We start from the raw sequence: 21902 nt of genomic DNA on the forward strand, positions 1-21902 counted from the left end.
CCGTGCTCCCCGCCAGCGCGGGGATGGTCCGTATCGGCATGGTGGCTCGACGAGGGCGTGTCGGTGCTCCCCGCCAGCGCGGGGATGGTCCCATCGTCGACGACGATCTCCACCTGACGCCGACGTGCTCCCCGCCAGCGCGGGGATGGTCCTGTGCACATGGAATACAGCCCTGACCCCCGGCGGTGCTCCCCGCCAGCGCGGGGATGGTCCGGCCCCGCCGGGAGCGACCTGGTGGTGAAACCGGTGCTCCCCGCCAGCGCGGGGATGGTCCCTCCGCGACGAACTCGACCTCGCCAGCGCCGCGGTGCTCCCCGCCAGCGCGGGGATGGTCCGGGCCTACAACCCGCTCGGGAGTAGGGCGAAGGGTGCTCCCCGCCAGCGCGGGGATGGTCCGGAGGGTTCCCAGGTCTACAGCAACCTGCGTGCGTGCTCCCCGCCAGCGCGGGGATGGTCCCGAGGCCGTTGGTTTCGTGCAGCGGTGCGCGGAGTGCTCCCCGCCAGCGCGGGGATGGTCCCTCGGCATTGTGTATGCGCTTATCCGTTCTGCCGTGCTCCCCGCCAGCGCGGGGATGGTCCCCTCGGGAACGAATCGCAAGCCAAGACTAAGCCGTGCTCCCCGCCAGCGCGGGGATGGTCCCCGCCCAGGTCGTCGGTGTCTCGGGCATGACGATGTGCTCCCCGCCAGCGCGGGGATGGTCCCTCGGCATTGTGTATGCGCTTATCCGTTCTGCCGTGCTCCCCGCCAGCGCGGGGATGGTCCCCTCGGGAACGAATCGCAAGACAAGACTAAGCCGTGCTCCCCGCCAGCGCGGGGATGGTCCCCACCCAGGTCGTCGGTGTCTCGGGAATGACGATGTGCTCCCCGCCAGCGCGGGGATGGTCCCCACCCAGGTCGTCGGTGTCTCGGGAATGACGATGTGCTCCCCGCCAGCGCGGGGATGGTCCCGTGTGGATCGACTGGACCCACACCAACGAGGGGTGCTCCCCGCCAGCGCGGGGATGGTCCGGACTGTCGCGAAGGGGGCGTCGCGTCGCGGGGGTGTTCCCCGCCAGCGCGGGGATGGTCCTTCACCCTGCTGGAGGCGTTCAGCGCCGAGGTGGTGCTCCCCGCCAGCGCGGGGATGGTCCCTAAAAACGCGCTTCCACATGCCGAAGATGAACGTGCTCCCCGCCAGCGCGGGGATGGTCCGGAACCTCTGGAGGTGTGGGGCGACCCGAACGGGTGCTCCCCGCCAGCGCGGGGATGGTCCCGCCTTCGCCACCGGACACGCGATCGTCGACGGGTGCTCCCCGCCAGCGCGGGGATGGTCCAATCTGATGCGCCGCCACGACAGTTGTCACCGCGTGCTCCCCGCCAGCGCGGGGATGGTCCGCGGCGGCGGCCTCGTCTAAAGCGGCTTCCACCGTGCTCCCCGCCAGCGCGGGGATGGTCCGCGGCGGCGGCCTCGTCTAGAGCGGCTTCCACCGTGCTCCCCGCCAGCGCGGGGATGGTCCGCGGCGGCGGCCTCGTCTAAAGCGGCTTCCACCGTGCTCCCCGCCAGCGCGGGGATGGTCCGACGATCAGGGCCATGGGGTCAGCTCCGGCTGTGTGCTCCCCGCCAGCGCGGGGATGGTCCCTCCACGATCCCGCCGGGGCTCTTCTGCGAGTGGTGCTCCCCGCCAGCGCGGGGATGGTCCGGCGCTCAACGATCCGGTCAAGGGCATGACCTCGTGCTCCCCGCCAGCGCGGGGATGGTCTGCGGTCCTGCTGGGCACGACAGAATCCGGCGAGGTGCTCCCCGCTAGCGCGGGGATGGTCCGATGCGCGTCTCGTGGCAACTAGCCGGCGAGCGGTGCTCCCCGCCAGCGCGGGGATGGTCCCCCCGCCACCTGGGACGACCAGGACGAGGCGCAGTGCTCCCCGCCAGCGCGGGGATGGCCCCCTGTCGCCGCTCCAGCGGAGACTGCCCCTCGGGTGCTCCCCGCCAGCGCGGGGATGGTCCCCCCCGTCAACCGTCGACACAAACGTCCCGTCGGGTGCTCCCCGCTAGCGCGGGGATGGTCCGGGGGCGCGCTTGACCTCGAGCCTGGAGACGATGTGCTCCCCGCCAGCGCGGGGATGGTCCGATTTCGTGCCGGCGAGCTTGAAGGCGCTGGAGTGCTCCCCGCTAGCGCGGGGATGGTTTCGGCAGATGCTCCAAGGTCTTGGCGTGGGCCGGAGCTCCTCATCCCAGTGGCGACTACCCACGGCGGCGCGCGCGTCGCAGTGTCTCAGCGCGTTCATCCGGACCGCAGCACCGCGGGGGTCAGCCGCGCGCTTCGAGTTCGCGCTGGACGTGTTCGACGATCCCGTCGGCGGCGGCCACCACTTCGTCGTAGGTTTGCTCGAAATCAGAGTCGTCGCCATACCAAGGGTCGTCCATCCCGAGGCCGACAGACTTCGGGTCGAAGTCGCGGAAGAGGACGACCTTGTCCCGGTCTTCTGGCGTACGCGCGAGACGGCGCAGTGTCGAGTAGTGCCCGTGGTCGGCCGCGAGCACGAGGTCGAGGTCGGGGAACCACGCCCGCTCGAAGGACCGCGCTCGGTGCGAGCGGTAGGGCTCGATGTCATGACCGTGCCGCTCCATCACCGCGAGGGTGCGAGGGTCCGCCGGATTACCGACCTCCCACTGGGTCGTGCCAGCGGAATCGACCACGACGACATCATCCAGCCCAGCCTCGGCGAAGCGCTCCCGCAGCACGAACTCACCCATCGGCGAACGACAGATATTGCCCGTGCACACCACGCAGATTCGATACGGCTCACTCATGCCCCCATCCTCGCAAACGCGTCGCGAAGGGGGTGAGCCGCGGCCGGCGGCTCGCGCGGCGGCGCTCCGCTCCCGCCGCTTCGGGCGGCGCAGACCCGGCGCCCCGGTAACCTTCGAGCACGCAGCTCGCTGGCACCAGCGGTCCCAAGGGGAAGGCTCGCTACCCGAGGGCCTCGCTCCTGGTGCGGTTCGGGTGCGTTCCACACGGACAGGAGACACATGGGTGAGCGTGGCGCCGGCAAGCGGCGGGGTCTGAAGGGTGCGGCCGCGGCCGCGGTGGTCCTCGCCGGGCTCTGGTTGGCGCGTCGTCCTTTGCCACCTCCGCACCAGGATCTGGTGGACGCGAGCCCTCCCGCCGACAGCTACGCGAACACGACCGACACCACCCTCGGTCGAGCCGTCGCCGAGGGACGCCCGCAGGACGCCGACCCGGGTCTGAGCGGGATCTACACCCTGGCGGACGGCCGGGACGCCTTCGTCGCCCGCGCCATGTTGGTGGACACCGCCGAGCGGACCATCGACGTGCAGTACTACATCTGGCACGACGACACCGCCGGTCGACTGCTCCTTCAGGGCCTGCGCCGCGCGGCCGACCGCGGCGTGCGCATCCGCCTCCTGCTGGACGACAACAACACCGCCGGCCTGGACCCGATCCTTCGCGGCCTCGATGCGCACGCCACGATCGAGGTGCGCCTCTTCAACCCCTTCATGCATCGGCGTGCGCGCCCCGTTGACTTCGTGACTGACTTCGGGCGGACCAACCGTCGGATGCATAACAAGTCCTTCACCGTCGACCATCAGGCCACCATCGTCGGCGGGCGCAATATGGGTGACGAGTACTTCGACGCCGGGCAGGGGACGATGTTCGCCGACCTCGACGTGCTCGCGGTCGGTCCGGTCGTTGAAGAGGTGAGCGAGGACTTCGAGCGGTACTGGACGAGCGCCTCGACCTACCCCGCGGCATCGATCCTGCGGCCTGGACCGAGCGAGGACGTCGGGACCGAACCGTCAACAGACCCGGACACCCAGACCTATCTGCATGCCCTGAGCCACAGCACGCTCTGGCAGCACCTGCAAAGTGGTCGGCTCGCGTTCACCTGGGCGCCGACCCGGGTGGTGAGCGATGACCCGGCGAAGGGACTCGGTCGCGCCGCCAAGAAGAACCTGGTGGTGACCCCGCTCGGCGCCGAGCTGGACCAGGCCCGGCAGAGCGCGCTGATCGTCTCGCCCTACTTCGTCCCCACCCGCCAAGGGGTGCGCACCCTCGTCGGGCTGGTGCGCCGCGGCGCCCACGTATCGGTGCTCACCAACGCCCTCTCCGCCACCGACGTCGCGGCCGTCCACGCCGGATACATCCCCTACCGCGAGGCTCTCCTGCGCGGCGGCGTCGAGCTCTACGAAATGAAGCGCGATGCCACGGTCGTCGAGCCCCCTGGCGGCGGCCACTTGCTCGGGAGCGGCGGGCGCTTGAGCAGCGGCGGCTCCAGCCTGCACGCGAAGACCTTCGCGGTTGACGGGCGGGTCCTCTTCGTTGGCTCGTTCAACATGGACCCGCGCTCGGCGCGCCTCAACACCGAGATGGGCGTGCTCATCGACAGCCCCGAACTCGCGGGGGAGCTCGCCATCGCCAAGGCCGAGAGCGCGGGCACCCTGAGCTACCACGTGACGCTCGGCGCCGACGGCCTCGTGTGGACCTCCGAGGAAGACGGCCAGACCGTCCGCTACACCTCAGACCCGCACACTCACTGGATTCAGCGCGCGGGTGTCCGGGTCCTGTCGTGGCTCCCCATCGACGGGTTGCTCTGACGATCGAAGTGGCGGCGCGCCCACCGACGAGCAGCCTCCACCGTTCTTAGGACGCGACCGCCTTGCGCAGGCGCTTGCCGGTCCACGGGATCCGTTGCGGCCCAGCGGCTTCGGCGTCTCGGACGAGCTCGGTCACCCTGCGGCAGACTGGGGTCGCCACGTGGTGCTGCTCCCCGAGCCGGACGATCGCCCCTTGGAGTTCGTCGATCTCGGTCGGCCGGCCGCTATCGAGATCGTCGGCCATCGACGAGCGAGCCCCCGGGCCGATGGCGAGCGCGGCGCGAGACAGCGCCACGAAGACTGGGGTGGGCGTGCGCAGCACGGTCGGCATGGCGCGCGGCGGAAGGGGGGTGAGCTTCGACGGGCGGACGCGGGCCACCCTCATCACCGCCAGCGCCTCCTCTTGGCAGGCGGCGAGGACGCGGCGGTAGTCCCGGTCGAGCAGTTCCTCGCGCAGGGAGAGACCCGAGAGGGCGTTGATCGCGTTGTTGAGGTTCAGCAGCAACTTCGCCGCGAGCACCGCCCGCATATCGGGGTGCCGGTGGATCGTGAGGCCGGCCCGCTCGGCGGCGTCGACGAAGGGGTCGATCCGTGGGTGATCCATCACGACGATCGTGCCGCTCGTCGTTTGGACGTAGGTGGCGTCGGGGCGGGAAACCACATTGAAGGGCACCATCCCCCTCAGCACCAGCGGGCGCTCCGCACGGCTCGGGAAGATCGACTCCAGCGCCTCATCAATCACCTCGGAGTTCCGCAGCCCGTTTTGCAAGGACACGAGCACGGTCTCTGCGCGGAGAAAGGGGGCGATCTGCTGGACGGCGTGGAAGGTGTCCGCGGCCTTGGTCGTGATGAGCACGAGGGACGCGCCGGCGACAGCGCTCGGCTCGGTCGCGAGGGTGAGGTCGCTCGCGGGGGTGACGGTGCGTTGACCCTTGAGGTTGACCACGGTCAGACCGTGGGCAGCGATCGCGTCGATCGTCGGCGCGCGGCCGACCAAGGTCACCTGCGCTGCCCGCGCGAGGTTCCCCCCGACGTAACAGCCGACACGTCCCGCCCCCACCACGGCGATGCGTGGTTTGCCCACAGGCGACCCCTTCAGAGCTGATCTCATCTGGCGGCGTATCCGCCGCCTGCCCTGATGATAATCGCGCGCTGTACCGGGTATGCGCAGGGTTGGGTCGAACCGCGGTGAAATACCCCTTCGGGCGGGCCCTCGGCGCTAGTTCGCGAGCGAGTCGTAGTCATAGGTCGCGCTCGTCGTGCCCTGACTCACCGTGACCCGCTGTCCGTCCACGCTGACGTCCGCCTCGCTGGGGCCTGGTCCGAAGGGCCATGGGTAACTGAGGTAGCGGCCGCCGGGATTGCCGTCCACGTACCGGTAGATATCGAGGCTCCCCGCGTCGCGACCTGCGTCCTCCCCGAAGCGCGTGGACCGGTGGACGCAGACCCGCACCTGGTCGGCGTCGACCTCGCACTGCGACCACACCGAGGTCGGCCTGAGATGCGTCTGGAGCAGGCTGTAACCCAGCCAGATGGCCCCGACGGTCACCGCTCCGGCGGCCCATCCGAGGACCAAGGTCAGCACGATCGCCCAGACCCGACGTCCCGTCGTCACCCGAAGAGGCCTCCGCTACTTCCGGCCTGACCACCAGCACCTTCGACGACGGACTCCGACGGTTGGACCAAGACGTAGCCCTGGCCGGTCAGGGCCATCTGGAAGGTCTCGCCGGTGCCGCCGCGCAGCATCGACTTCATCCCGCCGGTGTCGACGCGGATGTCGCTGCGCACCCCCGCCGTCCACAGGACGGTCGCCTGAGCATCGGTGAAGGTCGGCGCCGAGCCGACGTCCAGGGCGACGGGATCCCCCTTCGTCGTCACCGCGACAAAACCGGTGCCCTGCAGCGACACGTTGTAGAGCCCTCCGGTGAGCGCCGCCCCGCGCGCCTGCAGCCGGTGGATGTCCCACTTGATCGATGAGGAGAAGGCGAGCACGTTGGCGCCGTTGACCGAGATCATGTCGTTTTCGAGGTACATCACCTGGACCTCGCTTGCCATGTCGGCGACGAAGAGTTCACCCTGACCGGTGCACTGCATCATCCTCACGCCCTCGCCGGTCATGGCGGACTTGAACATCTTGCCGAGGCCACCGGAACCGGTGTTTTCGAAGCGGACGTCCCCCTGGTAGGCGACCATCGACCCGAGGCGCGCCATGACCGGTCCATAGCGCAGGTCGATCTTCAGCATCTTCTTGTTTTGCAGCGAGAACTGGTGGCTCGCGGCCTTCTCTTGGAAGTCTTCAAATAGCGATCCGTGGATGGGCATCCGTGTACTCCCCGTGTGGCGTTCGTGGTGCCGGCCGAGCGGCCGGTGTCACTTTCGACTCTAGGGGAGTTGGCGTGGCCGACAAGGGGGATAACTCCCCTTTGCCGAAGGGGGAAGGGGGAAGGGGGCCTAACGCTGACCCGTCGCGTCGAGCAGGACTACGAGCAACGGGACGGCGATGATCACGGTGGCGAGGGAGTGCAGCGCGGTGGTGAGCCAGAGCGGCAGGTCCTTGGCGTTCAGCAGGTGGATCCGGGTCGCGGTCGCGTGATGGCTCGCCCCGAGCGTCGCGGCCGGGTGTGGCGCACCGGCGAGCGTGATGAGCGCGCGCCCGAGGTGTACATCGCCGGCGGCTTTCCGGGCGGCGCGGTCGGCGAGGACCTCGACGAGGAGCCGCACTTCGTGCAGGGCCTGCGGGGCGCGCAGGCGCTCGGGGGCGGCGAGATGCAAGACCATGAAGAACTCGAGCACTAGGTCGTGACGCTCGCGCAGGTGGGCCCGCTCGTGCGCGAGGACGGCGTCGAGTTGGTCGGCGGGAAGGGAGCGCAGGGTCCCCTCGCTGAGGACGACGCGCTGGCGCAGGCCGGGCACGCAGTAGGCCATGACGCCCTCGTGCGGCACGATCCGCGTCCGCCGATCGTGGTGTGCCCCAACGAGATCGACCAGGGTGCGCTGCTCCCTTCGGGCACCGCGCAGGCGTCGGCCCACGGTGTGTCCGTGGATCACGAGCCGGCTGAGGGTGAAACCGCTTGCGACGACCGCGACCATGGCGATCGCGGAGGCGGCTCCTCGTTCACCTCGGGAGACGACCTCGACCGTCGCGATCGGTCCGGCGGCCAGCGCCGACAGGACTCCGGCAAGCGCCATCGACTGCCACAGGTAGAGCGCGGCCCGTGGCGAGCGGCGCAGCCAGGTCCACCGCGCCATGACCCGGGGGGCCAGGGCGGCGAGCAGAATGGCGGTGATGAGGAGGGCGAGTGCGGTCACGGCCGATCACGAAGCCTCGCTGGCGCGTGGCTCGCCCGCCCGCGCCTCAACTTCGGCCATCGCGGCGCGCATTGCCTCGATCTCCGACGGAGTGGCCTCGTTGATGAAATGAAGAATCGCGCTGTGCTTGTCCTCGTGCGAGAGCTCGCCGAGCGGGTCGCGCATGGCCTGAGCGGTCATCGACTCACGCGTCGCGACGGGACGGTAGCGCCAGGCGCGACCATCACGCTTGCGGGCCACGAACTCCTTGGTGGTGAGGCGGCTCAGCACGGTCATCACCGTCGTGTACGCCAGCTTGCGTTCGGTGAGGGCTCCGAGCACATCCCGCACGCTGAGCCCATCCTCGGACTCGTCGGCCCACAGGACATCCATGACGGCTCGTTCCAACTGGCCGAGTGAACTGCGTGCCGGTGACATGTCGACGCCTTTCCTTAAAGGGTGATGGTCCGGTCGAAGTGCTCGACGCCGATCCCGTGATGGGTCACCATCACGAGGGTCCGGTCACGAGCGGTGGTGAGGAGGTCCTGCAGCACGGCCTCGGCCGTGGGGTGATCAAGGTGTGCCACGGGTTCGTCGAGCACGATGATCGGGCGCCCCGAAAGCAGCGCGCGAGCGATGGCGAGGCGGGCGCGCTCGCCGCCGGAGATCCCCATCCCGTCGGCGCCGAGGCGGGTGTCGAGCCCGGCCTCGAGCGCGTCATGCCAGTTGCCGAGGCCCGCCGCCCGCAGGCCACCGATCAGCTCCTCGTCGGAGACGTCGGCGGCGCGGTCGGGGTCGATCGCGAGGCGGAGATTTTCTCGGAGCGTCGAGGCGAAGACGTGCGGTTCGTCGTCGACCAACGCGATCAGCGAGCGAACTTCTTCGAGCGGGGCGGTGGTGACATCGACCCCGTCGACGAGGTAGCGCCCGGAGGAGGGATCGAGATGCCTGGCGAGGACGGCGAGCAGGGTCGACTTGCCCGAACCGTTTGCTCCGGTCACCGCGACGTGCTCGCCGGGCTCGATCGTGAGGTCGTGCGGCCCGGTGTGGGAGCGCTCTCCCGTCCAGGTGGCGGTCACGCCGTCGAGCACAATGCGCGGCGCAGCTCCCTTCGCCGTGGTGGTCGAAGGGAGGTGCGCGACCTCCTCGGTAGCGCCACCGCGCGTCGGGGAGGAGACGGCGGGGGTCTGCCCGAGAAGGACGTCGAGCCGCCGGGCGCTGCCCTGGGCGCGGGCCAGGGCTCGGGTCGCGTCGGTCAGCACGCCGATGGCTTCGCCGGTCGCGACCGGAGCGAGGACGAGCAGAGCCATGACGGGGATGCGGTGGTCGCTCGTCGTCGCGATCCACGCGTTGGCGACGGTCGCTGCACCGGTGATCGCGAGGACCATCCCGGCGACGAGCGCGCGGCCGCGGGACTGGCGCGAGATCGCGCCGCGAAGGGCGACGTGGGCCCGGTCGACCCACCCGAGGGCGGCCTTAGTCCCGCCGATGGCGGCGAGTTCGCTCGCGTGATCGGCGGTCAGTTGGCTGACCCGGGTGACCTCGGCGCGGGCGGCGAGTAGCTCGTCCTGCGATCGGGATTCGATCCGCCAGCACACCCAGACCGTGAGTGCCGCCGCCGCGAGCATGGCTGCCAAGACTAGTCCGGCGGCCGGGTCGACCATCGCGGTCAGCGCCGCCGCAAGCACGCCAGCGAAGAGGGCTCCGATGACGGGGACCGTGACGCGCACCGAGGCCTCGACGACATCGGTGAGGTCATCGACCACACCGGTGAGGAGGTCAGCGCGCCCCCTTCGTCCTAACCGGGCGGGCGTGAGGGGCACGAGGCGCGAGTAGACCTCGGCGCGACGGGTGGCGAGGTCGGCGAGCGAGACGTCGTGGCTGCGGAGCCGCTCCCAGTAGCGGAAGACCGGACGCGCGATACCGAAGGTGCGCACCGCGACGATCGTCGTCAGCAGCAGCATGATCTGGGGGCGTTCGCTGGCGCGCACGATCAGCCAGCCGCTGGTCGTCGTGAGCGCGATCCCGGAAGCGGTCGCGACCCCGGCGAGGAGCCCGGCGAAGATCACCTGCCACGAGATCGTGAGCGCCCGGTGCTTCGGCGGGGCGAGCGGCGCGGTCTGCTCCATCGTGGTCATCGCACCTCACCCCCTTCGACCAGGGCCGGAGCCCGCAAGTGCAGGTGGTGATCGGCGAGGGCGAGGAGTTCGCTGCGGTGGGTGACGACGATGACCGTGCGGGTCTGGGCCATCTGGGTGATGACGTGGTGGATTGCATCGGTCGCGGCCGGGTCGAGGTGCGCCGTGGGTTCGTCCATCAGGATGATCGAGGCGGGGGAGAGCAGGGCGCGGGCGAGGACGAGCCTGGCGCGCTGTCCGGCCGAGAGCCCGAAGCCGTCATCACCGATCACGGTGGCAAGGCCCTCGGGGAGCGCGGCGACGACACCGTCGAGACCGACCGCGCGCAGGGCCGACCAGATCGCGTCGTGGCCCGCGTCGTTCCCGAGGGTGAGGTTGTCGGCGATCGTGCCCGCGCCGAGGAAGGGGCGCTGGGTGACGAGGTGTACCTGGCCGGTCTCGACCGTGCCCTCCTGGGGCAGCCGGGTGCCGGCGAGGATCTCGAGCAGGGTGGTCTTACCGACACCGCTCGGGCCGGTGACAGCGGTCAGGCCGCTCGTCGCGGTCGCATCGAGGTCGTGGATCACCGGGCGGCTGGTGCCGGGGTAGGTGTAGCTGATCCCGCGGGCGCGCACGACGCCGGCGAGCTCGGCCCCCTTCTCCGCTGGGGGATCGGTCGGCTCGGCCTCGAGTTCGGCGAGGATCGCATCGAGGGCTTCGGCACCGTCGGCGGCGGAGTGGAACTCGGCGCCGACCCGGCGGATCGGCCAGTACGCCTCGGGTGCCAGCAGGATCGCGACCATTGCGACGGGCAGCTCCATCGAGCCGTGGGTGAGGCGGATGCCGACGAGCACGGCGACGATCGCGACCGAGATCGTGGCGAGGAGTTCGAGGGCCGCCGAGGACATGAAGGCGAGGCGCAGCGTGCGCATGGTCGCGACCCGGTGGCGGTCGCTCACGCGCTCGATGGTCGTGACTTGGCGCTCCCCGCGACCGTAGGAGACGAGCGTCGGCAGGCCCCGCATCACGTCGAGGAAGTGGCCAGAGAGCGCGGAGAGGGCGGCCCAGCGCTGCTGGGTTTCGTCCCGGGTCGTCATGCCGATCAGCGCGGCGAAGAGGGGGAGCAGCGGCACGGTGAGGATCACGACGAGCGCGGCGGGCCAGTCGACGATGAGCAGGGTCACGATCGCAAGGGGCGGCACGATCGCGGCGATGATGAGCGAAGGGAGGAAGCGCGCGACATAGGGCTCGACCGACGCGGTGCCTTGAGCAGCGAGGGTGAGCGCCGCCGCCCGATCCGGTCGAGAGTCGGCGTCGCGCGTGGCCCAGGTCGCGAGGAGACGCTCGCGCAGGGAGGTCGAGATCTCGGCGCCGGCCCAAGCGGCGACGCGTTCGAGGAGGTAGCCGAGCAGACCCCGCGCGGCGAAGAGGCCGCCGGTCGCGAGCGCTGGGATGAGGAGAGGCTGCTGCCGCACGACCGCGACGACGAGGGCGGTGAGCGCGAAGGCGGTGCCGATCGTCGCGAGCCCCTGCCCGGCCCCGAGCAGCCCGAGCACGACGACCGGGCGCCGCGTTTCGGGCGCGACGCGCAGGAGGCGCGGATCAAAGGGCTTCATGTGCGGTCAAGTCTCCGGGATAAATCTGGGTACGAACGTCGGCGATCAAGCGCTCACCGTGGAACGCTTCCCCCTTCCCCTGCTTCTTTGCTTAAGCACGTCCTTGATGCCGACCCTCCAGGGTGAGCAACGAGGAGTTGCTTAAGCAAAGTGAGGAAGGGCGGGGTTGGAGAGGGGGTCGGGGAGGGGGTGGCGATGCCCCCGGCTGCCGGTCAGGGGATACCGGCAGTCGGGGGCATCGCGGTCAGGCACTGGAAATCTAGACGCCGGTCTTGACCGTCGGGATGTGCTCGACGGTAAGGCGCTTGCGGAAGATCCAGTAGTTCCACGCGGTGTACCCGAGCGCGATCGGCGTGAAGACCAGGGCAGCGCCCGTCATGATCTTCAGCGTGAGCGGGGTGCTCGCCGCGTCCGCCAGGGTGAGGGGCGGGCCGTCGCCGCGACCGTTGATCGCGTTGGGGAAGAGGATGAGGAAGTACGTCGCGACGGCGAAGAGCGTCGTCAGCGTCGTGCCGATGAAGGCGTAGCCCTCAGCATCCTTGGTGTTGAAGTAGATCGCCGCGAGCAGCGCAACCGCCGCGAGGACCGTGGTGATCCACGACCACACCGTGCCACCGAGCAGACCCAGCCAGAGCAGCAGGATCACGGCGAGGACCGCGGTGACGAGCCCCGCCTTGGTGGCGAAGGCGCGCGCCTCGGCCCGGATCGGACCGTCGGTCTTCAGCGCGATGAAGTGCGCACCGTGGGTCAAGCTGAGCGCGGTGATCACGATGCCACCGAGCAGGCTGACCGGGTTCAACAGCGTGAAGAGGTTGCCGGTGAACTCGACCGCGGCGACACCACCTTGCTCCTGGATTTGCATCGGGAGGCCGTAGACGAGGTTCGTCAGGCCCGTTCCGATCAGCAGGGGCGCGGCGACGGAGCCGCCGATGATGGCGTAGTCCCAGTTCCTCTTCCACTCGGCCGAATCCCGCTTGTGGCGGTACTCGAAGCCCATGTTGCGCACGATGAGCGCGACGAGGACGAGCAGAAGGGCGAGGTACATGCCGGAGAACATCGTGGCGTACCAGTGTGGGAAGGCGGCGAAGGTGGCACCACCAGCGGTGAGCAGCCAGACCTCGTTACCGTCCCAGTGCGGGCCGATGGTGTTGAGCAGCACGCGACGGCGCTTGTCGTTTTCGACCGGGTCCTTGCCCTTGTCGCCCAGGATGGGCAGGAGCATGCCGACACCGAAGTCGAAACCCTCGAGGACCAGGAAGCCGGTCCATAGGACGGCGAGGATGATGAACCAGAAGGTCATCAAGCCAGTGAGTTCCATGGTTGATACGTTCCTTTTCCCTGATCAGTACGAGAACTGGAGCTCGTCGTCGGCCTCGACCGGCTCGGGCTCCTCGAAGGGCTCGGCGCCCTTCTTGGTGTAGGCGAGGAAGAGCTTCACCTCGACGACCGCGAGGGCGCCGTAGAGCAGGGTGAAGACGATCATCGAGATCCACACGTTCGAGGCGCTCACGACCTGAGAGACCCCGGACTGGGTGGTCTGCAGGCCGTAGACGAGCCACGGCTGGCGGCCAATTTCGGTGAAGATCCAGCCCCAGCTGTTGGCGAAGACCGGCAGCAGCGGCATGAGGACCGCGATCCAGAACCAGCCCTTCTTCGTCACGTACTGGCCCTTGCGGGTGGCCCAGAGCACGGCGGCGGCGAAGGCCATCGCGATAAAACCGAGCCCCATCATGAAGCGGAAGCTCCAGTAGGAGAGCGGGATGTTCGGCACGTACCCGGCAGCCGGGGTGACGTACTCCTCGATCTGCGCCTCGGTCATGCCGGCGGCGCGAGCCTGGTCGGAGAGCTGCTTCGGGAGGGTCTCCTTCAGCTCGTTGATGCCCTTGACCTCACCGCTGAACGAGCCGGTGCCGAGGAAGGAGAGCAGCCCGGGCACCTCGATGATCGGGGTGGCGGAGCTGCCGTCGAGGGCGCCGATCGTCAGGACCGAGAAGGGGGCGCTGCTGGTGGTCTCGTAGAGGCCCTCCGCAGCGGCCATCTTCATGGGCTGAACGTCGGTCATGATCTTGCCCTGGATGTCACCAGAGATGATCACGCCGAGCGCGGCGACGAGGGTGACGATGGCGCCGAGGCGGGTGCCCTTGCGGTACATCGCGAGGTCACGCGAGACCCCTTCGCCCTTCTCACCGGAGACAGCGAGCTTGCGCATCTTGTACAGCGCCACACCCATGACGACGGCGCCGCCGGTCATGTAAGCAGCAGTGACGACGTGCGGGAAGGTCACGAGTTGAACCTTGTTGAAGAGCACGGCCATGAAGTCGGCCATTTCGGCGCGGCCGGTCTCGGGGTTGAACTTGTAACCGACCGGGTGCTGCATGAACGAGTTGGCCGCCAGGATGAAGTAGGCGGACAGCACGGTGCCGATGTGCACGATCCACATCGTCGCGGCGTGCAGCTTCTCGGGGATGCGGCCCCAGCCGAAGATCCAGAGGCCAAGGAAGGTGGACTCGAGGAAGAAGGCCAGCAGCGCCTCGAAGGCGAGAGGCGCTCCGAAGATGTCACCGACGAAGCGAGAGTAGGAAGACCAGTTCATCCCGAACTGGAACTCCTGCACGATCCCGGTCACCAGACCGAGCGCGAAGTTGATGACGAACAGCTTGCCGAACCACTTCGCGAGGCGCAGGTCCTCGGGATTGCGGTTGCGGACCCACTGCGTGTGATACCAGGCGACGATCGCCGACATGCCGATCGTGATCGGCACGAACAAGAAGTGGTACACGGTGGTGATGGCGAACTGCCACCGTGCCAGGTCCAATGCGTCCATGCGTTTTCAGACTCCATCAGAACGGGTAGTACTACATGACGTAGGAGACGCTACTACCGCCGAAGGAGTGCTCCTGACCAAACTCCGGCCGATGTGACCTAACAGTCAGATAACAGCATCGAGACGGTCATATTGCGCAACAAAAGCGTGCCTTAAAGGGCCAAATTGCCCAATGGTGAACCAAGGCCAGCCTCACCTGCCTTGCGCGCCGAAGGGGGTCACCGCGCGGTGGCCGTCGAGGTCACCCGGTAGCGCACGAAGGCGGGGACGAGCAGTGCCGCAAGGACGGTCCCGATGATCACAAGCACCCCGCCGCCAGCGGTCGCGATGGCGGTGCCGACCCACGCGGCCGCAGCGCCGTGGACGACATCGGCGAGGCGCGGCCCGCCGCCGACGACCACGATGAAGACCCCCTGGAGTCGCCCGCGCATCTGGTCGGTCGCGACGCTTTGGAGCATCGCTCCGCGGAAGGCCATCGAGACGAGGTCGGCGGCGCCGCCGATCGCGAGGAAGGCGGCCGCGACCCACAGCCACGGGAAGGGCGAGCCCTGCGCCTGCCAGACGGCAACGCCCAGCCCGATGATCGCGGCGCCCCACACGCAGACCGAGATCACGACCGCGAGGCCGTGCCGCTCGACGCGAGAGACCCACCCGGAGAGCACGCCGCCGACAAACGCCCCGGCGGGCATCGCGGCGAAGAGGACAGCGAGCGCGAGACCCCCTTCGTCCGGACCGCCGAAATCGAGGTGAGCCATCTCGGGGATCAGCGCCCGGGGGAGGCCAGCGACCATCGCGATGATGTCGATGACGAAGGAGACGAGCAGGATCGGCTGGGCGCGCAGGTAGACCAGGCCATCCAGGACGGCCTGCAGTCCGGGCGCGCCGCTCACGCCCCCTTCGACCGGTAGGGCCGGGAGCCGTAGGACGGCCCAGAGCGTCGCGAAGAGGGCCACCGCGTCGATCGCGTAGAGGGCGGACAGCCCGATCACCGGGATCAGGACGCCGCCGAGCAAGGGCCCGACGACCGCTCCGCCGGTGAAGACGGTGACGGAGAGCGAGTTCGCCGCGGGGAGCAGTTCGGCAGGGACGAGGCGGGGGATCACGGCCTGTCGGGTGGGTTGATTCACCGCGAAGAAGGCTTGCTGGAGCGCGAAGAGGGCGAGCAGCAGCCAGACGTTGCGGTTGCCGAGCGCCGCTTGAACCCAAAAGAGCGTCGCGGTGGCGATGAGGCCGGTCGTCGTGATGGTGAGGAGACGGCGCCGGTCCATGTGGTCAGCAAGCGCCCCGCCCCAGAGGCCGAAGACCAAGAGTGGGACGAACCCGAAGACGCCGGTCAGCCCGACGTACGCCGAGGAGCCGGTGATCGCGTAGATCTGGACAGGCACCGCGATCACGCTGAGTTGCGCTCCGATGACGGTGACGATCTGCGCGAGCCAGAGCCGGCGGAAGTCCGGCTGCTGAAGGGGCCGGGTATCAGCCAGCAGCCCTCGGAATCGACTCACCGCGGCAGCCTACGCGCGCCCCCTTCGTAAGCCGGGGTGTCAGGGGTGCGGTGGGCTGCACCCTTGGCAGGCCGGGTGGAGTTGTGGGGTGCAGAGGGTGCGGTGGGGTGCACCCTCGGCAGGCCGGGCGGAGGTGGCGGCGCTGCCGGGCGGGGAACAGGACACCGGACGCGGAAACATCCGCGTCCGGTGTCCTTGACCCCGTCTCGAGCAGGGGTCGAAGGGGGTCAGGCCTCCAGGGCCTGCTCCGCCTCGACGTGCTGCTGGACGGCCTGCTCGTGCTCGGCGCGCAGGCGAGAGAGGAAGGCCTGGGTGCGCCGGTGCTGCGGGTTGTTGATGACCTCGACCGGATTGCCTTGCTCGACGACGACGCCACCATCCATGAAGACGACGCGGTCGGCGACCTCGCGGGCGAACGCCATCTCGTGGGTCACGACGATCATCGTCATGCCCTCCTTGGCCAGATCACGCATGACTTCGAGGACCTCACCGACGAGCTCGGGGTCGAGCGCGGAGGTCGGCTCGTCGAAGAGCATGAGTTTCGGCTTCATCGCCAGGGCCCGAGCGATCGCCACTCGCTGCTGCTGACCGCCGGAGAGTTGGCTCGGGAAGGCGTGACACTTGTCGGCAAGTCCGACCTGCTCGAGCAGGCCGAGCGCCTCGGCCTCGACGTCGCGCTTCGGGCGCCGCTGGACCTTGACCGGGCCCTCCATGACGTTCTCGATGGCGGTCATGTGCGGGAAGAGGTTGAAGCGCTGGAAGACCATGCCGATCTCGCGGCGTTGGCTCGCGATGACATTGTCATGGAGCCGGTGCAGCTTGCCGTTCTTCTCCTTGTACCCGGCCAGATCACCGTCGATCCAGATGCGACCGCCTTGGATCTCCTCGAGCTGGTTGATGCAGCGCAAGAAGGTGGTCTTGCCCGATCCCGAGGGTCCGAGGAGGCACACCACTTCACCACTTCGGACATCGAGGTCGATGCCCTTGAGGACCTCCACTGAGCCAAACGACTTGTAGACGTTGATGGCCCTCACGAGGGGCATGGTTTCGCTCATTTGCTCCCTCCGACCGTAAGGCCCATCAGGCGGGTACGAGTCGTGGCCTTCTTGGCGTCCGGGCGGGTGGCGCCGTAGCCGCGGCCGAAGCGCTTCTCTAGGAAGTACTGACCGACCATGAGCACCGAGCAGACGATCAGGTACCACAATGTGGCCGCGATCAAGACGTTGAAGGTCTGGTAGAGGCGCGACCCGATCGATTGGAGTTGGAAGAACAACTCGGCACTGAGCGGGATCCCGATGAGCAAGGAGGTGTCCTTGACCATCGCGATTGTTTCGTTGCCGGTCGGGGGGACGATGACGCGCATCGCCTGCGGAAGGATCACCCGGCGCATGGCCATCCCATTGCTCATCCCGAGAGCCTTGGCGGCCTCTCTCTGTCCCGGGTCGACCGACATGATGCCGGCTCGGGCGATCTCGGCCATATAGGCGGCCTCCGACAGTCCGAGACCGATGGCACCGCCGATCACGCCGGTGAAGATGGCGTTGGCGTCGAGGTTCAAAAAGCGCATCGAACCGTCGATACCGAGGGCCCCGAGGATCTCCTGGTCGAAGGGGACCCCGATGTCCATCCCTTGCTTGAAGAGGATGCCGAGGGCTCCCATGACCGTCAGCAGTACGAGGCGGGGGACTGCGCGGAAGAACCACGTGAAGACCCAGGCGACCACCGACAGCACCGGGTTACCGGAGAGCCTCATGACCGCGAGGATCACGCCACCGCTGATGCCGATCACCATGGCCATCACGGTGACGAGCAGGGTCCCCATGAGGAGGCCGTTGATGACCGGCCGCTGGACCATGGCCTGGAAGATGAAGGGCCAGTCGAACTCGGGGTTCGTCAGCAGCATGTTGACGAACATGGCGCCGATGACCGCGATCACCGCGATCGCGACCCAGCGTCCGGGATGGCGCACCGGGACCGCGTCGATCAGTCCGGGCCGTTCGTCGGGGGTGCGGGGTTCGTCCTGCTCCGCACCGTCATTGGCGGCTGTACTCATCAGGAGGTCTTCGGGTTGACCTCGAAGTTGTCAATCGCGCCACCCTCGACGCCCCAGTTCTTCAGGATCTGCTCGTAGGAGCCGTCCTCCTTCATGGACTTCAGGGTCTCGACGAGCGCGTCCGCGAGTTCGGTCTGCTCCTTCGGGACCACGAAACCGTAGGGCGCAGAGTCGTAGATCTCGCCGAGCGATTCGATCTTGCCGCCGGACTGCTTCACCGCGTAGGCGACGACCGGGGAGTCGGCGAGCATCGCGTCGGCCTTGCCGCTCGCGACGGCCGCCGTCGCCTGGTCCTGGCCTTCGTAGATCAACAGGTCGACGGGCTTGCCGGAGTCCTTGCACTCCTTCACCTTGGCCGGCATGTCCTCTTCTTCTTGGACGGTGCCCTTCTGGACGGCGATGGTGAGGCCGCACGGCTTGGTGGGGTCAACATTCTTCGGGTTGTCCGGAGCGGTCGCCCACAGGGTGCCAGCGTTGAAGTAGCTCACCATGTTGACCTGTTCCATGCGCTTGGCGTTGATGGTGAAGGAGGAGACGCCAGCGTCGTACTTCTTGCCGAGGACACCGGTGATGATGGAGTCGAACTTCGACGGCTTCCAGTCGGTCTTCAGGCCCAGCTTCGTCGCGACGGCGTCCATCAGATCGACGTCGTAGCCCTTCACGGTCTTGCCGTCGGCGTCGAGGAACTCGGCCGGGGCGTACGACGCATCGGTGCCGATCTGCAGGGTGCCCTTCTGCGCGATCTCCGCGGGGACCATGGCGGCGAGTTTGTCGTCCTTGGTGATGCTCACCTCGGAGCTCGGCGAGTCACCCGAACCACCAGAACTCGTGTTCTCCAGGGAGTCCGAGCCGCAGGCGGCGAGGGCGGAGACGCTCAGGGCGACACAGGAGAGCAGGGCAATCGGTGTACGACGCATGGGGGACAACTTCCTTCACCGGGTCAGCGGGCGCCGGTCGGCGCTCACAGTTGGCGTCATAGTGCCACCGCGAGGCGACGCACGCTATGGATTCGCCACACGTTGACATGTTTGTAACGCGTGGAAGCGCCGGGCGAAGGGGGTAACGCTTGCCACCGATGTTCCCACCGCGCCTACCTCTCGCACTTAGACTGGCGGGCGGCCCAGGCGCCTCGCCGGGCACGTCACACCCGTCGAAAAAAACCAAGGAGCCTGGGTGAAACACGAGTCGCCGAAGGAAGCCATCGTCGAGGTCGTGGCCCTCATCGCCTTCCTGGTCGCGGCGGCGATCGCCATCACCACTGGCAACGCCCTGCCCCTTCTCCTCGTGCTCGGCGTCCTCGGGTTGGCGGCGATCTATCTCCTGATCGCCCTACGCGCCCAAATCCGAAACAGTCAGCGCCGCTTGGAGGAGCGGCTCACGACCCTGCACGAGAAGCAGCGCACCGAGCGCAAGGCCGAGCGGCGCGCGCTCGCGAAGGTCAGCGAGGGAGCGCAGGACGCGGCGCGCCGGGCGCACAAGTCCGCGGCCGAGAGCAGCGCGCGGGTGCGCGTCGTGAGCGAGCGCCTCGATGCCTGGATCGGCACCGCCCAGCGCGCCGATCACGCTCGGTCGGTGCAGATCCGCGCGACCGGTCAGAAGGTGGTCAACGAGACCATCGCTGCACTCCAGGTTCACCAGGCGAGCGGCGACGCCCTCGCGCCGCTGCCCCCCTTCGGTGGCTGGGCCCTGGACGCGACGTCGTTGGTGAAGTTGCTCCATCTGCTGCGGACGGAGCGCCCAGCCCTCGTCGTGGAGTGCGGAAGCGGTTCGTCGACCGTGGTGATCGCGCAGACCATCCGAGAGTGGGGCGGCCGGGTGATCGCGTTGGACCACCTGGAGGAGTTCGCGAGCGCGAGCGCCGCGCTCATCACCTCGGCCGGGCTCGATGAGGTGGCCGACGTGCGGCACGCGCCGCTCACCGAGGTCGAGGTCGAAGGCCAGACGCTCTCCTGGTACGACCCCGCGCAGGTCGAGGACCTTCACGACATCGAACTCCTCGTCGTCGACGGCCCGCCAGCGGCGACCGGCCCCGATGCCCGCTACCCCGCCCTGCCGATCCTCGCCGACCGGCTGACGTCCTCGGTGACCGTCGTCGTCGACGATATTGAGCGAGAAGCCGAACGACGGGCGGTCAGCCGCTGGCAGGAGCGCTGGCCTCAGCTTCAGCGAAGCAGCGCCAACAGCACGGACTCCACCTGGGTCTTAAAGGCCATGTCGTAGCGATCATCCCTTCGCCGGCGTCGGGCCGACGGCCCCACCGGTCAGCGCATTCGAGCAGGTGACCCGCCACCCCGGACGCGACAGCGCGGGCGAAGTGCACCACACTTGGAGAAGGTGAGGCCGAAAACGCCTGACCGTCGACACGTGCGCAAAATTGGAGACTCGATGAATCGCTTCCTGGTCAAGACCGTCATTAATGCGGTGGCGTTGTGGATCGCCGCCGTCATGGTGCAGGGGATTAACCTCGCCGAGAATCAGAGCAGCGTCGCCGAGAGGGTCTTCACGATCATTGTCGTGGCGCTCGTCTTCGGGATCGTCAACTCGCTGCTGAAGCCGCTCGCGAAGACGCTGGCCTTCCCCTTCATCGTCTTGACCCTCGGGCTCTTTACGATCGTGATCAACGCCTTCATGCTGCAGATCACCGACTGGCTTGCTGGGCCGCTTGGGTTGAGCTTCTCGATCGGGTCCTTCTTCTGGGATGCCATCTTGGGCGCGATCGTCATCTCGATCGTCTCGATGGTCCTGAACTACGTCATCCCGGACGAGCCGCGCTGATGAGCGAGCACACGCCCATCGGGATCCGCCCCGCGCTCGACACCGTCCCGGCCTACGTGGCGGGGAAACCGGCGACCGTCCGGGCCGACCTCACGGTCTACAAGGTCTCTTCAAACGAGAACCCGTACCCGCCGCTTCCGAGTGTCCTCGACGTCGTCCGGGAGGCCGCGGCCTCGGTCAACCGCTACCCCGATCCCGGCGTCACGGGCCTCACCGACGCGCTCGCCGAGCGCCTTGCGGTGCCCCGCGAGCGGATCGCGACGGGGACGGGCAGCGTCGGTGTGCTCGGTCAGATCGTCCAGGCGACGTGCGACCCGGGAGACGAGGTGATCTACGCGTGGCGGTCCTTCGAGGCGTACCCGATCGTGGTCGCGCTCGCGGGTGGCGTTTCCGTCCAGGTCCCGCTCACCGAGGACTCGCGCCACGACCTCGATGCGATGGCCGACGCCGTCACCGACCGGACCAAGGTCATCATCGTCTGCACCCCCAACAACCCGACCGGGCCGGCGGTGACCCAGAGCGAACTCGCTGCCTTCATCGAGCGGGTACCCGAACGCGTCCTCATCATCATCGACGAGGCCTATCTCGAGTTCGTCGCCGACAGCGGTGGCACGGACCCGGTCGATGCGCTCGCGCTTCATCGCGCTCACCCCAACGTCGCTGTCCTGCGCACCTTCTCCAAGGCGTACGGGCTCGCGGGCCTGCGCGTCGGGTACGCGGTGGCCCATGAGCCGGTCGCCGCGGCTTTGCGCAAGACGGCGGTCCCCTTCGGCGTCAACAGCCTCGCTCAGGTGGCGGCGGTGGCCTCCCTTCAGGCCTACGACGAGTTGGATGAGCGCGTCCGGGCTCTGGTCGCCGAGCGCGATCGGGTCCAGGCAGCTCTCGCCGACGCGGGATGGAAGCTGCCGGACAGCCAGGCGAACTTCGTCTGGTTCCCGCTCGGGGAGCGCACCCCCGACTTCGTCGCCGCCGCCGACGAGGCGGGCCTGGTGGTCCGCGCCTACGGCACCGATGGCGTCCGGGTCACGATCGGCGAGCCCGAGGCCAACGACCGTCTGATCGAGGTCGCGACCGCCTTCCTCAACTAGACCCCACCCCCTTCCCACTGTCTTTGCTTAAGCACGGCCCA

At 68.4% G+C, this 21902-nt stretch carries 18 protein-coding genes and 1 CRISPR repeat array (1 of these 19 only partly in view); of the genes, 4 read left to right on the forward strand and 14 right to left on the reverse strand.

Going from position 1 to position 21902, the window contains the following annotated elements:
* Positions 1 to 2168: direct repeats of the CRISPR family, unit length 28 nt; unit sequence GTGCTCCCCGCCAGCGCGGGGATGGTCC (it extends 3766 nt beyond the left edge of the window).
* A gap of 120 nt (positions 2169 to 2288) precedes the next feature.
* A complete protein-coding gene (locus AB8K43_RS01570) occupies positions 2289 to 2792 on the reverse strand; it encodes a low molecular weight protein-tyrosine-phosphatase (RefSeq protein ID WP_370890673.1) in 504 nt (167 codons plus the stop codon).
* Between the two features lie 219 nt (positions 2793 to 3011).
* Here AB8K43_RS01570 and AB8K43_RS01575 point away from each other — a divergent pair, with 219 nt between their 5' ends.
* The gene (locus AB8K43_RS01575; RefSeq protein ID WP_370890675.1) at positions 3012 to 4598 is read left to right on the forward strand and encodes a phospholipase D family protein; all 1587 of its coding nucleotides are present in this window, start codon (positions 3012 to 3014) and stop codon (positions 4596 to 4598) included.
* 46 nt (positions 4599 to 4644) lie between these two features.
* On the opposite strand, the gene AB8K43_RS01580 is transcribed toward AB8K43_RS01575, so the two are convergent.
* The 13 genes from AB8K43_RS01580 to AB8K43_RS01640 form a co-directional block, all read right to left on the reverse strand.
* Positions 4645 to 5682: a 2-dehydropantoate 2-reductase gene (locus tag AB8K43_RS01580; RefSeq protein ID WP_370890677.1), complete on the reverse strand. Its 1038-nt coding sequence runs from the start codon at positions 5680 to 5682 to the stop codon at positions 4645 to 4647.
* Positions 5683 to 5817: 135 nt separating this feature from the next.
* Positions 5818 to 6213 carry a hypothetical protein gene (locus AB8K43_RS01585; RefSeq protein ID WP_370890679.1) on the reverse strand — a complete coding sequence of 132 codons (396 nt, stop codon included), beginning with the start codon at positions 6211 to 6213 and terminating at the stop codon, positions 5818 to 5820.
* Entirely contained in the window at positions 6210 to 6920 is a 711-nt protein-coding gene (locus AB8K43_RS01590; protein WP_370890681.1) for an AIM24 family protein, read from the reverse strand. The genes AB8K43_RS01585 and AB8K43_RS01590 overlap by 4 nt, the downstream gene beginning before the upstream one ends.
* A gap of 129 nt (positions 6921 to 7049) precedes the next feature.
* Positions 7050 to 7907 (reverse strand): M56 family metallopeptidase, encoded by an 858-nt coding sequence (locus AB8K43_RS01595; RefSeq protein WP_370890683.1) that lies wholly within the window; start codon positions 7905 to 7907, stop codon positions 7050 to 7052.
* 6 nt (positions 7908 to 7913) lie between these two features.
* Positions 7914 to 8324 carry a BlaI/MecI/CopY family transcriptional regulator gene (locus AB8K43_RS01600; RefSeq protein WP_370890684.1) on the reverse strand — a complete coding sequence of 137 codons (411 nt, stop codon included), beginning with the start codon at positions 8322 to 8324 and terminating at the stop codon, positions 7914 to 7916.
* A 14-nt stretch (positions 8325 to 8338) separates the two neighbouring features.
* The gene (cydC, locus tag AB8K43_RS01605; RefSeq protein WP_370890686.1) at positions 8339 to 10024 is read right to left on the reverse strand and encodes a thiol reductant ABC exporter subunit CydC; all 1686 of its coding nucleotides are present in this window, start codon (positions 10022 to 10024) and stop codon (positions 8339 to 8341) included.
* Positions 10021 to 11619 (reverse strand): thiol reductant ABC exporter subunit CydD, encoded by a 1599-nt coding sequence (gene cydD / locus AB8K43_RS01610; protein ID WP_370890688.1) that lies wholly within the window; start codon positions 11617 to 11619, stop codon positions 10021 to 10023. Before cydD ends, cydC begins: the two co-directional genes overlap by 4 nt.
* 259 nt (positions 11620 to 11878) lie before the next feature.
* Positions 11879 to 12937, reverse strand: a complete 1059-nt coding sequence (gene cydB, locus AB8K43_RS01615) for a cytochrome d ubiquinol oxidase subunit II (RefSeq protein WP_370890690.1) — start codon at positions 12935 to 12937, stop codon at positions 11879 to 11881.
* 24 nt (positions 12938 to 12961) lie between these two features.
* The gene (locus AB8K43_RS01620) at positions 12962 to 14443 is read right to left on the reverse strand and encodes a cytochrome ubiquinol oxidase subunit I (RefSeq protein WP_370890692.1); all 1482 of its coding nucleotides are present in this window, start codon (positions 14441 to 14443) and stop codon (positions 12962 to 12964) included.
* Positions 14444 to 14661: 218 nt separating this feature from the next.
* Positions 14662 to 15945, reverse strand: coding sequence for an MFS transporter (locus tag AB8K43_RS01625; protein ID WP_370890693.1), 1284 nt, complete (start codon positions 15943 to 15945; stop codon positions 14662 to 14664).
* A 227-nt stretch (positions 15946 to 16172) separates the two neighbouring features.
* A complete protein-coding gene (locus tag AB8K43_RS01630) occupies positions 16173 to 17000 on the reverse strand; it encodes an amino acid ABC transporter ATP-binding protein (RefSeq protein WP_370890694.1) in 828 nt (275 codons plus the stop codon).
* Positions 16997 to 17998, reverse strand: coding sequence for an amino acid ABC transporter permease (locus AB8K43_RS01635; RefSeq protein WP_370890696.1), 1002 nt, complete (start codon positions 17996 to 17998; stop codon positions 16997 to 16999). Before AB8K43_RS01635 ends, AB8K43_RS01630 begins: the two co-directional genes overlap by 4 nt.
* A complete protein-coding gene (locus AB8K43_RS01640) occupies positions 17998 to 18915 on the reverse strand; it encodes an ABC transporter substrate-binding protein (RefSeq protein WP_370890698.1) in 918 nt (305 codons plus the stop codon). The genes AB8K43_RS01635 and AB8K43_RS01640 overlap by 1 nt, the downstream gene beginning before the upstream one ends.
* A 256-nt stretch (positions 18916 to 19171) precedes the next feature.
* Here AB8K43_RS01640 and AB8K43_RS01645 point away from each other — a divergent pair, with 256 nt between their 5' ends.
* The 3 genes from AB8K43_RS01645 to hisC all read left to right on the forward strand — a co-directional run bounded on the left by AB8K43_RS01645 (position 19172) and on the right by hisC (position 21861).
* Positions 19172 to 20218, forward strand: a complete 1047-nt coding sequence (locus AB8K43_RS01645; RefSeq protein WP_370890700.1) for a class I SAM-dependent methyltransferase — start codon at positions 19172 to 19174, stop codon at positions 20216 to 20218.
* 165 nt (positions 20219 to 20383) lie between these two features.
* Positions 20384 to 20773 carry a phage holin family protein gene (locus AB8K43_RS01650; RefSeq protein ID WP_370890702.1) on the forward strand — a complete coding sequence of 130 codons (390 nt, stop codon included), beginning with the start codon at positions 20384 to 20386 and terminating at the stop codon, positions 20771 to 20773.
* Complete coding sequence (gene hisC, locus AB8K43_RS01655) at positions 20773 to 21861, forward strand: histidinol-phosphate transaminase (protein ID WP_370890704.1); 1089 nt, start codon at positions 20773 to 20775, stop codon at positions 21859 to 21861. Before AB8K43_RS01650 ends, hisC begins: the two co-directional genes overlap by 1 nt.
* Positions 21862 to 21902 lie beyond the last annotated feature (41 nt).

Source organism: Janibacter sp. GXQ6167 (assembly GCF_041365945.1).
In the GTDB taxonomy this organism is placed as follows: domain Bacteria; phylum Actinomycetota; class Actinomycetes; order Actinomycetales; family Dermatophilaceae; genus JBGFSK01.